Raw genomic sequence first — 11,257 nt, forward strand, 5'->3', positions numbered from 1 at the left:
AAACCCCACAAATTACCGTTTCGTTTAAATCATAAGCTGTAATAAAAAGCACACAGCTATTGAATTTATATTAAAAACCTAATCAATTAAAAATTATTAATTATGAATAAAAAAACCCCCATTTTAGCAATTGTAGCACTACTTATCGGATTTGCAGTTACTGCGCAAACAGAAACAGAAACAGCTTCAGACAATGTTACTTTAAATGTAAATCTACACGCTATACAATCAATAACGGTTAATGCTTCACAAAAAACTGTGGATTTAGACTATAAAACCACAACAGACTATGCAACTGGTGTAACCCTTGCGCAAGCGGATCATTTATCAGTATATAGTACAGGTGGGTTCCAAGTATATGTGAAGGCCGCAGGTACTGAATTAACAAATGCTTCCCAAATCAATGGTGACATTGCTGCGAGCGATATAAAAATTACTGCTACCAATGGATCAGCTCCTATTGCTGATGTTGACAACAAGGCTACTGTTTCTTTAACTGATTCAGATCAAAGTATCTTATCAACTACAAAGGGCGCGGTTAATAAAAATGTTAATATAACCTATGAAGCAGCAGGTGGTGATACTTATGTGGACAAATATATTGCTGGTCAAAAGCCAACTACTTACACTACACAATTAACTTATACTATTACAGCTCAATAATTTTACTTTAGCTATCATAAATTGTAAGAAAAGTGCTATATTGTTTATATAGCACTTTTTTATTTCTATTATGCAACGATTACCATTCCTGATGAAAACACCCCTTCTCATTTTATGTTTCCTACTACAGGGCGTCCTATATGCGCAAACGGGGCTCTCGGTAACACCGCCACGTGTTTATTATAAAGCCGATCCCGGAGAAAATAGTACTCAGAAAATTACTGTGAGTAATGTGAGCAAGACTAACACGCTAGACCTTGCTATTAGTTTAGGCGATTGGGAATACGATGCCAAAGGAAATAATAGGATGTTCCCTGCCGATAGCCTGGCCAACTCCTGTAGCAGTTGGGTCAGTATTACAGAGGATGAGAATTACTTTTCATTACAACCCGGAGAGTCCAAAGACATAGAAGTAAGTCTCACAATTCCCCAATCTTTGTCCGAAGGGATCCCCGTACATACTGCCATGTTGTATGTGACACAAATGAACCCTATAGACGATGTGAGCAAAGATGGCTCCAACATGAAAATAAGTGTCCGATCAGGTATAAAATTATATCATCGCAGGAATGTTGCAAAGCACAAAAATATAGAAATACAAAATATGTTCTTTGAAAAGGAAAGCAACAAAATCAGTATTCATTTTGAAAACAAAGGGAATATTTGGACCGATGGCATCATGTATCCTGAATTATTAAATAGGGAAACAGGAAAAAAAACGACCTTGGAGCATCTTATTTTTTATACCATGCCGGGCAATTATAGAGAAACAAGATTGGCCGTGCCCCAAGACTTAGAAAAAGGCAGTTACGTAGCAACCATTATTATGGATTTTGACAATGATAACAGCCTAGAAATGGCGGAATTATCTTTTACCTATGAATAATAGTTTTATATATGGCCTTCTTTTAGTTTCTTCGTTTGCAACGATAACGGCACAAAATATTAATTATGGCGTCCAGCCGCAAAACAATTCTATAGTTGTCAATACGGACAGTGGACAATCAAATTCAGACGCATTCCGTTTAAGTTTTCAAATAACAAGCGGAAATTCAGCTATGAAAGACTGGAAGGTATCCGTAAAAACCAACGCTCCGATCCTCTCAAATAACGGCAATTACACGCTTCCTGCAGATAAAATTAGTTTTCAGCCATCCTCCACTACTGACAATCCTTCAATAGCTGAAATTGGCATGCCCATGCATGTTGATTTACTAGGACAACAGGATGTGTATTTAGTTCCTAATTCGAATGCTGATGTCTATACTCAGGGCGGCAATACTTTTTATTTGTACTACAATATTACCATAGCGGGAGGCACCTATCTCAATGACTACCCAGAAGGGACCAAGTTTACATTGCCATTAAATTTTACCGCATATCATAAAACCAACAAACTATTGGGTTCCGTTGATTTAAATAATATAATGGTACAAATACAAATACCTTCAGCGCCAACACCCCAATTTTCTATAAAAGTTGATGCCAACGCAACTAATGGCTTATTAGAGCTTAAAACAATGAATGATTATACACAAGGCGCTCAAAAAACCTATAGCAACGGACTTTCAATTAAGGCTAATACCGATTATCAAGTACACGTAAGATCCATACAGGAAAATTTTACATCTACCACTGGTACTGGAAACACATTTCCACTAGAGTCCATAAACATTTTGTTAACCCCTGGCCCTAATAATACTGCCTCCACTTTTAAAAGAGCATTAAACGCTAACCCGCAAAAAATAGCTTCAGGAGGATCAACCCAAGAATCAACAGTAAGTTTCGATATTACCTATAGCAGTGATCCCAACGATATGAATCTCATTAATGCTTCTATGGAAACATATAGCACTACTTTGCAATATGAAATAACGCCCCAATAAGCCCCCTATCCCTATCTATGCTCAATTCTGTTTCTAGGAAACTCGTCTGTCTTGTAGGAATTCTGTTTTGTTTTGTGTCCTATGCACAACAAGACCTTGAAATGACAGTCACGGTCGCGCAGGGAAAAGCAAAAAACAATCTTATAGATGTATTAATTGGTGTCACCAATACTACCGGTATTCCTTTTGATGGTTTTTTACGCCTAAGAACACCAGAGGGGTTTAGGATAATTTCAAATGAACTCGTTTCAATATCACTACATCCGGAAGAAAAACGCTTTATTTCCTTAAAAATACTAAGGCAGCAGTCTGCACAGGTAGGAACCTCCAACATTGAAGTGGACCTTTTGGATACCGAAAAAAAAGTGCTCCAAACAAGGCACACAGCGCAAACGGTGAAAGAAAATAATCACATGCGCCTTTTTACGGAGAGTCCCATGGTTTACATGACCAACCCCAATGATTCCTTGGCGTTAAAGGTGACCGTAAGCAATTTGGGAAACAAAATACAAGATGTCACCCTTGTCTTTAGCATCCCCAACCTTAGGGGTGAAAAGAATTTTTTTGAACAAAAAGGGGTGGTCAACCTACAAAAGGACAGGGAATTTACACTCCGTTTTCTACCGCCAAAAGCCTTATTAGAAGTACCACAGTTTACCGTTCAGGTTGCCGCGATGCGCGGTTCTGGGAAAGAATTATTTGGCAACCTAAACATTACGGTCCAAAACATTTCTTCGGTAAAGCAGCACCAAGATTTGGCAGCGACAAGAAATGCCCATAACGCACAGCGAAACAGCCTAACCACCACTTACAGAAGAGTAGGAGAAAACATAAATATTTATCAAATCATTGGCTCTGCCGATATGGATCTTTCGGCTGGATATCTTGCTATGAATAGCAACATTTATATGACCGAAAATACAGACACCCCATTAATAACCAATACCAATTTAACCTATTATTTAGAAAACGCTAGTTTAAAAGTAGGGAATATTAGTCAGGAATTGGAAATGTCACTATATGGTCGTGGTATAGAAGCGAGTACCGCCAATAGGGCTAACAACAAAACACTGCAAATAGGTTTTATAGATCAAAACTATAATTTAATAGAGAGAAACGTCTTTTTAAAAAGGGGATATGGGTTGTATGCGAGCAGCGTTTTTGCAGATGCCAAGTCAAATGATTACAGTGGAGCCTCCTATATTTTTAAAGAAGAAGCCATGGACCATTCCAGAAATCATATGGTAGGCATTGAAAGAGCCCATACCTTTGGAGATGTGTGGCGTGTCAATTTAAAAGGCCACGGGGCGTTCAGTGAATATGAAGAAAAAAATATAAGCCAAGCCTCCTATGCCTTAGAAACCCGGTATTCCGGTAGTATACAAAAGGTAAGACTTTCCGGGAATTACTTTTTAAGCAGCGCTTATTTTCCAGGCAATAGGCGTGGGGTTATGCAGCTTCATCAAAATATAGCTACGACCCTTTCTAACAACCGCTCTGTATATTCTAATATTTCCGTTTCTAATTATTCCCCAAAATCGCATACCTATAACATGAACATGGAGTCAAGCAATATTCGCTTTAATATGGGCATTAATTTCCCTCGAAAAAAACTCTTGGGGGTAATGCTTGGTTTTCAACATCAAAGAGAATCGCGCACTAGCACTACCAATTATAACGGTTCCCTGGAGGCAAGCCCCACAGTGATGACGGCAAATCGTATTACAAATAATTTTAATTGGTCTAGTAAGAATCATAAACACTCCGTATTTCTTGGCATGGAAGAGGGGATTGTTAAATACGCGAGTACAAACACTATTCAACCCCAACTAAAAACCAACCTTACGTATCGCTATTCCTGGTTAAATGCCAATGCCACCTATCAGTATGGCAGTTTTTATTTGTCGGAGAACGCTATCGCTTCTCAAAATACCAGCGCCAATAAGGACTACCAGCGAATGCTATTTTCGATTGCTGCCAACAAGAGCTTTATGGAAAATAAGCTCTCTTTAAACTCGGGCTTAAACTATTCAAACGATTTTCCATTAGGCAGTAGCGCTTCGTCTTTTTTAAATATACAGTATCAACCCAATCGTCAGTACCGCCTATTTTTGAATTCCTCTTGGTCAGGGTACCAATCAAATTACAATTCGTTTTCATCTCATAACGATCAATTTTCTTTAGAAGCGGGCCTCTCCATTAACTTTAAAGGGAAAGCACCTTCTACCGCCAGAAAAGGAAAGATTACGGCACAGGCCTACTATGATAGAAATGCCAATAATGTATTTGATGAAGGTGATGAAATAGCCCCAGACTATCTTATAACACTGAACGATGCCATGTTTAAAACAGACCATAAAGGTCAACTTGTATACCGCTCTGTCCCTTATGGAACCTATACCCTTAAATCTGCTGCTTCCCAAGGCTGGTTTACCAAGGAAGCAACCATTTTATTAGACGCTTCCCACCAGCGTATATCGATCCCATTACATCAAAACGGCACTGTTATTGGAAAAGTAGCGTATGAGTATGACGCTACACTAGCTCGTAAATTTGAGCCTAAAACAGCTGGCATCCTATTTAATATTTCTAAAGACGGGAAACTTATTCAACGGACCATGACCAACAACGATGGGGAGTTTACGGTATTTTTGCCCAATGGAACCTATCAAATCACTTTAGATAAGAGTTCCTTGGCCAGCAAAACCTATTGCGAACAAACCACCCAAAGTTTCACTATAGAGTCTGCAAAAACGACACGATTAGAGCCTTTTAAAATTCTTGCGGAGCAAAAAACAATTAAAATTAAGCGTTTTGGGAGTTAAAGGGAAAGCCCTATAATTATCACTATCAAAGCCTCCCATAGTTTCAAGTGGCCTTTGGGGTATACTTGATAGCATTAGAGTGGTTCAGAATACTTTAAGGCATATTTAGTTAACGAAAAAAGTCAAGTTAGCAATACACAATGAATCTTAGCACTCAAAAACGAGTAGCGTTAAACTAGGCTAGAAATTAATTTAGCAAGTTATCTACAGGCCTTTTAATTCTTTTTTCTTCTTCCTCTTTTTCCTCCATAGGATATAACAAACGACCAAAAGTATAGGTAGAATTATATATACAATAACATCAAATGGGTTTGTAAGATCGACAGGGACATTGTCAACTGGATTTCGTGTACCTAAAAGGAATTGTAGTATTAGTACTGGATATAGCTTGTTTAGCATTGATTTTTTGTGAATAGCGTTTATATAATTTACTAAATTAATTGACTGTCCTTTTCAGTTTCTTAGCTTTTGCCCTTTTAGGAAGGGTAGCTGTCATCAAGGGCCATTTATGCGGATTAATTGAGTTTTTAGGCCGCTTTCCTTCTTAAATCTTATCTTCAAAAGGAACACCCTGTTTTAAGGCCAAAACCTTCTGATATCAATGATTTTGGCCCTATACGGGCGTTTTTAAAGGCTTTTCAAGCTTTTAAAGTCCTTTCTTCTTTGCCAGGAGCTTTAGTCCCTCGTGGACGGCGTCTCCAAAGGTATAGCTACTGTTGTTCACCTTTTCCATAAAAGTGACCTGGTGCAGCAGTTTTATGGCCGATTCCGACAAATAGATATTCTTGTACTCTTTTTTTTCTTCCGGGGCCGGCACCGCTTTTTTAGGGGCCGCCTTTTTTTTGGCCTTGGGGCCTTCTTTCGAGCTCCCCGTCAATAGATCATCTAGTCCCATAGTTCTTTTATTTATGGTTGTTAATTCGTTCCAGGACCTCATAGCCCAGGGCGGTATAATCCTGTGCCCCGTTGCTCTTTCGGTCGTATTCAAAAATCGTCTGGTGGTGCAATTGGGATGCCGATACCGCGGTATTCTTGCGGATCCTGGTATGGAACAGGGCGGTATCCCATTTTTGTTCCCTGATCTTGTCCATCACGTCCTTGCCCACGTTCAGCCGTTCGTCCCATTGGGTGATCACGATCCCAAGGATGCTGAGCCTGTCGTTGATATTGTCCCGCACCATGCGGATAAAATTGATCATATGGTCTATCCCCTCTATGGAAAAGATCTCCGCCTTGATGGGCAGGATCACGTAGTCGCTACAGGAAAGGGCGTTCACGGTGACCAGGGAGGTGTTCGAGGGGCAGTCGATAAAAATAAAGTCGTAGTCCTTCTTGATCCCCTTGAGGGCCTTTTCCAGTTTCCGCTCCCGGGAGAGTTCGTTGAAAAGCCGGGATTCTATCCCTACCAAGTCGGTAGAGGAAGGGATCAGGTCCAGGTTTTCCCGTACGTTTACCGGGGAAAACTTCTCCCCCAACAGGGCTTCCCTGATGGTGGTTTCGGGCTCGTTGACCCCGAACTGCCGCGAGAGGTTGGCCTGTTCGTCCATATCGATAACAAGGGTGCGTCCCTTCAGGGCCGCCTGTACCGCTAGGTTGATACAGGTAGTGGTCTTGGCCACCCCCCCCTTTTGGTTCATGATTGCAATGGTTTTCATATGTGCCACTTATAGCGTTTGTTCAATGTGTTAAATATACATAACATTGATAATATATTGCCCTTATGCCGTAAAAAGTTTTCCACAGTGATTGCAGCTCATCGACAGCCCGGGCTTGCCCCATACGTTGGCGCAGCCACAGGAGTACTTTACCTTTTGTTTTTTGTTCGCTGGCCGCGCTTGTTCCTGCACCAGTGCCAAATCCTTCACCTGTTCAAAAAGGGGCCGGTCCTGGGTGATCCTGGATAGGATCTCGGGGTTCACCTCCAGGTAGAGACCCGCAAAGACCTGGTCGTTGATTAGTTTTTCCGTGGCCTCCAAAAAGCGCCCGCCCCGAATGGGGTAATCGTTCATCCGCTGGCCGGTTGTCTTCCCCCCTACCTCCCCGTTATGGCTGGGCATCAGCCCCAGGGACTGCATTTTTTCCGCCCATTCTGCGTTGTGGTAGCCGGGACGGGAGGGGCTGCCGTAATGGTACTGCCAGCCATGGCACATTTCGTGCACAATGGTCTGGCAGATCTCTATCAGGGGAAAGCGCACGAACATGGAGGGGTTCAGCGCCAGTTCGTCCGTTTCCCGCTCCTCCACATGGTACCAGCGCCTATAGGAATAATGGCCCATGACATTTTTGCGCCTGGTGATCACGATCAGGCAATCCTTGATCCGATCCTGAAAAAGGGCGCGGTTATAATAATCGAAAATAAACTGGAACAGCCCGTAGAATTTCGAGCTGGGCTTGTCGCGGTAATGGAAGGTGCTCATAAGATCATTTTTTGTTTCGTACGACACAATTACGGATATCGCGCCTTTGATGTTCGCCCGTATCCCCGGACGGGATCCTCCTGGGGAATGGCGCCGGCCACACTGCGGCCATCCCGCTTCTTGACGCAACAACTGCAATATACTAAATATACTTCATATATGCTATATATTAAACATATATAATATATTAACCCATTGACCCAAAATGATTTAACATTTTTGGTACAGGCGGAAAAGCCCCCTATCATCCCTTTCCAGAGGTGCATGGATTTTCAGGGGGACTTCATCCCTCCTGTCGTCGCCATTGCCACAAGCCGGGGGCCTTCGGCAAAAACCTTTTGGAAGCCCTGGCGACCGCCTATAAAAATCGGTCTTCCTTGGAAGGGCTATTTTTATAAAAAGGATTTCGGGCGAAGGGGCCCTCGGCTTATTTTTGCTGTCGTAAAGGAAAAAAGAGCCCGAAATACCTGCCGAAAAAAACGCCCTGTGCCGCTTTAAGGGGAGCCAATGCGCTGTCCCGCATTGGGAAGCGGGCAGGGGAGAAGGCCCTAAAAAAACCATGGCGCCGCTACTACGGGAGTACTCCCCGCTTAAAAGCGGCGCAGACCGCTCCCGGGCCAAGCTTCCGGCAAAAAAAGGATGCATATATTTCATATACTTGTTATAGTAAATATATTATATATATATAATATAATGAACATATTAGTTCAGTGTTGTACAGTGGTTTAACTTCAGACCTATTGCAGAAAAAAAGGGGATTGTATATTATCCTTTATGGTCTATACGGACGTAATGTTCCTTGGCCACCATACAGGAAAATAGCTGATCTTGCCATTAATGGCCGCGTTAGCTATTGCAGCGGCATCCTTTTCTGGCCGGCCTGGGCGGCCAAAAAAGATACAGCGGAAAGAGCGACCCGATAGGGGAACGCCCAAAACAGTACGGTACCGCAAAAAAATATCCTACTCCTCCCAGACGGTCCCTTCCAAAAATGTGCACCGATCCTACAAAAACCCCAAAAAAAACGTACAAGGGAAACAAGGAAATAGCCGTTTTATGGCCGGTGGAGATAACGCCCCCATCCCGGAAAAACCCCAGAAAAGCATCCAAATGGAACGGTGCTCGGAAGAAAAACAAAAGGATAAAACATATACTACATATTATATATATTTCAAATAACATATATATTATACATATTACAAAACATAAAATACTTAATAACAGCTAATTACGACCATTTAAAAAGAAAATAGAAAGCCCCTAAAACCATTGTGAACATGGAAAAAACCAAAAAAAGTGCCCCAAAAAATGCCGAGAACGCAAAAAAACCATTCCAAAAAAGTAATTTTTTTGCGTTCCCGGAGTTATTTAAGAACACGAAAAGGGGAGGGGTATAGATAAAATCTATGCAAAAAAAATTGCGGGCTGCTTTTTTGACCTTTTTTCATTTTTTAGGGTTATTTTGCGGTGTTGGATGCATTTAAAATTTTGCGGAGCAAAACCGATATGATGATAAACAGGCGTGATTTTTGCAAAAATCATGACGGTTTTGAAACCTTATCAACATCTTCACAATGCTTATCAAAATTGCTTTTTTCATTTTTAAAAGACTAAATAAATATAACAGAATTATAGTACTAAATTGCGAGTAACCGTTTTTCTATATATATCAGGGCTTCCCAAAGGTTTACTCTAACCGATTGGGGATGGCTCGCTAACTGATTGGGGATATAAACTAACCGATTGGGGATGGAACTCTAACTAAATTGTATATATTTGAGGGGCCAACTCTAACCGATTGGGGATAACCATTTTGGATATGAACGACTTTACCAACAAAAAAATAAAACTTCCTGAAGTTATCAGGCAACCCTACCAATTGACCGCCAATTTTGTAAAGTTCAACTTTTCGGCAGGTGAAAACAGGGTATTGGTACGTATCCTTCAAAGGATAAAGGTACACCAAGAGATCAATTATACCCCTCAGATCGACCTAAATGGCAACATCTCCCTTCAGTACCATTACCGGGACCTGATCTTGGATTCCACCAACACCAAGGAAAGATTGGACGACGCCTTGACCAAGCTAAGGGAAAAAACCTTGCCCATTACCAGTAAAATGGTCGTGGACGGAAGGGAGGAAGAGTCCATAAAACTGGTAGGGGTCATCGAAAAACCGGAGTGGACCAAAAGCAGGTCGCACGTGAAGATCGACCTGGATGCCGGCTTTTACGGTTTCCTGACGGACCTTAGCAAGGGATATACAGAGTTTTTGGCCGACAGCAGCTTTAACCTGACCGGGACCTACAACATCAAATTTTATTACTACGTGCGCCAATGGATGCAGACCGGGGGGCGCAAGGTCACTTTGGAACAGTTCCGAAAGGAACTTGAAATCCCCAAGGACAAGTATACGACCAATACCTCCAGCGCTTTCAAGCAAAAGATCATCGATCCCGCCAAAAAGATGCTCGACGAGATAGCGGACGTAAGCTTTAATTACTCGGATATCAAACAGGGAAGGAAAACTGTCGGTTTTGTGTTCAAATTTTATCAGACCAACAACAAGGCCCCCGTACGCCACAATGTGGAAAGGGTCGAGGAGATCTTCTCCCTTCTGGAGTGCAATTTCGAGCTCTCCAAGGCGGACAAGAGCAGGCTGGTTGGGCTTATCAACAAATATCAGTTTACCTTCCTTAAATCGATCATAAACACCCATTATTTCGATGTCAAGGACAACTATGACCGAATGAAGGACCTGCCCAATGCCATCAACAAGGTCATCCTGGACAATTACGATTACCTGTTCCAGAAAAATGCGGAAAATTCCAACCGATAGGAATGGGAAAAGCCCCTGAACACAGGGGTTTTCCCTTGCTCTAACCGATTGGGGACGGAAATAGTTATTGACTAGCAGGGATTTACGGCTATTCTAACCGATTGGGGATGGTCAAGAATTCTTTCTAAACGCCCCAACCCAACGGGATCGGGGATGAACCCTAACCGATTGGGTATGGGAATAAACCCTTAAAACTAGGGAATTAAAGCTACTCTAACGGATTGGGGACGGTCAAGAATTCTTTCTAAACGCCCCAAGCCAAAGGGATCGGGGACGAACCCTAACCGATTGGGGATGGGAATAAGCCTTTAAAACTAGGGAATTACAGCTACGCTAACGGGTTGGGGATGATCAGCAAGAAAATTCCAACGCTCCAACTGAATGGGGTGGGGGACGAACCCTAACCGATTGGGGATGGAAATAGCCCTTGAAAACTAGGGAATTACAGCTATTCTAACGGGTTGGGGACGGCCAATAATTCTTTCTAAGCGCCCCAACGCAATGGGACCGGGGAGATACGCTAACCGATTGGGGATGGAAATAACCTTTGATAACCAATAAATTACAGCTACTCTAACGGTTTGGGGACGGCCAACAATTCTTTCTAAACGCCCCAACCCAAAGGGA

The 11,257-nt window shown here is 42.1% G+C and carries 9 protein-coding genes; 5 read left to right on the top strand and 4 right to left on the bottom strand.

The genetic code is table 11. The features are described 5' to 3' along the window. Positions 1-102: 102 nt before the first annotated feature. The 4 genes from HCG49_RS16825 to HCG49_RS16840 all read left to right on the top strand — a co-directional run bounded on the left by HCG49_RS16825 (position 103) and on the right by HCG49_RS16840 (position 5,374). Positions 103-663, top strand: a complete 561-nt coding sequence (locus tag HCG49_RS16825; protein WP_168470678.1) for a hypothetical protein — start codon at positions 103-105, stop codon at positions 661-663. Between the two features lie 91 nt (positions 664-754). Continuing rightward, positions 755-1,549, top strand: a complete 795-nt coding sequence (locus tag HCG49_RS16830; RefSeq protein WP_240938725.1) for a molecular chaperone — start codon at positions 755-757, stop codon at positions 1,547-1,549. After that, positions 1,542-2,549, top strand: coding sequence for a hypothetical protein (locus HCG49_RS16835; RefSeq protein WP_168470680.1), 1,008 nt, complete (start codon positions 1,542-1,544; stop codon positions 2,547-2,549). Before HCG49_RS16830 ends, HCG49_RS16835 begins: the two co-directional genes overlap by 8 nt. A gap of 101 nt (positions 2,550-2,650) precedes the next feature. After that, positions 2,651-5,374, top strand: coding sequence for a carboxypeptidase-like regulatory domain-containing protein (locus HCG49_RS16840; protein ID WP_168470681.1), 2,724 nt, complete (start codon positions 2,651-2,653; stop codon positions 5,372-5,374). Between the two features lie 646 nt (positions 5,375-6,020). Here HCG49_RS16840 and HCG49_RS16845 read toward each other — a convergent pair. From HCG49_RS16845 to HCG49_RS16855, 3 genes are all read right to left on the bottom strand, one after another. Further along, positions 6,021-6,269 carry a hypothetical protein gene (locus tag HCG49_RS16845; RefSeq protein WP_168470682.1) on the bottom strand — a complete coding sequence of 83 codons (249 nt, stop codon included), beginning with the start codon at positions 6,267-6,269 and terminating at the stop codon, positions 6,021-6,023. 7 nt (positions 6,270-6,276) lie between these two features. Then, the gene (locus HCG49_RS16850; RefSeq protein ID WP_168470683.1) at positions 6,277-7,029 is read right to left on the bottom strand and encodes a ParA family protein; all 753 of its coding nucleotides are present in this window, start codon (positions 7,027-7,029) and stop codon (positions 6,277-6,279) included. A gap of 63 nt (positions 7,030-7,092) precedes the next feature. Then, complete coding sequence (locus HCG49_RS16855) at positions 7,093-7,791, bottom strand: SprT-like domain-containing protein (protein ID WP_168470684.1); 699 nt, start codon at positions 7,789-7,791, stop codon at positions 7,093-7,095. A 1,819-nt stretch (positions 7,792-9,610) separates the two neighbouring features. Between HCG49_RS16855 and HCG49_RS16860 the strand changes: the two genes are divergently transcribed. Continuing rightward, on the top strand, positions 9,611-10,630 hold the full coding sequence (locus HCG49_RS16860; protein ID WP_168470685.1) for a replication initiation protein: 1,020 nt from the start codon (positions 9,611-9,613) through the stop codon (positions 10,628-10,630). 434 nt (positions 10,631-11,064) lie between these two features. Here HCG49_RS16860 and HCG49_RS18470 read toward each other — a convergent pair. Beyond that, positions 11,065-11,257, bottom strand: a 193-nt coding sequence (locus HCG49_RS18470; RefSeq protein ID WP_205764431.1) for a hypothetical protein, incomplete at its 5' end; no start/stop codon positions are given.

The organism is Arenibacter sp. 6A1, from assembly GCF_012272855.1.
In the GTDB taxonomy this organism is placed as follows: Bacteria; Bacteroidota; Bacteroidia; order Flavobacteriales; family Flavobacteriaceae; genus Arenibacter.

Bases quoted from the DNA above. Each gene is read 5' to 3' on its own strand.
- HCG49_RS16825 (WP_168470678.1), top strand. From the start codon at position 103: ATGAATAAAAAAACCCCCATTTTAGCAATTGTAGCACTACTTATCGGA.
- HCG49_RS16830 (WP_240938725.1), top strand. From the start codon at position 755: ATGAAAACACCCCTTCTCATTTTATGTTTCCTACTACAGGGCGTCCTA.
- HCG49_RS16835 (WP_168470680.1), top strand. From the start codon at position 1,542: ATGAATAATAGTTTTATATATGGCCTTCTTTTAGTTTCTTCGTTTGCA.
- HCG49_RS16840 (WP_168470681.1), top strand. From the start codon at position 2,651: ATGACAGTCACGGTCGCGCAGGGAAAAGCAAAAAACAATCTTATAGAT.
- HCG49_RS16845 (WP_168470682.1), bottom strand. From the start codon at position 6,269: ATGGGACTAGATGATCTATTGACGGGGAGCTCGAAAGAAGGCCCCAAG.
- HCG49_RS16850 (WP_168470683.1), bottom strand. From the start codon at position 7,029: ATGAAAACCATTGCAATCATGAACCAAAAGGGGGGGGTGGCCAAGACC.
- HCG49_RS16855 (WP_168470684.1), bottom strand. From the start codon at position 7,791: ATGAGCACCTTCCATTACCGCGACAAGCCCAGCTCGAAATTCTACGGG.
- HCG49_RS16860 (WP_168470685.1), top strand. From the start codon at position 9,611: ATGAACGACTTTACCAACAAAAAAATAAAACTTCCTGAAGTTATCAGG.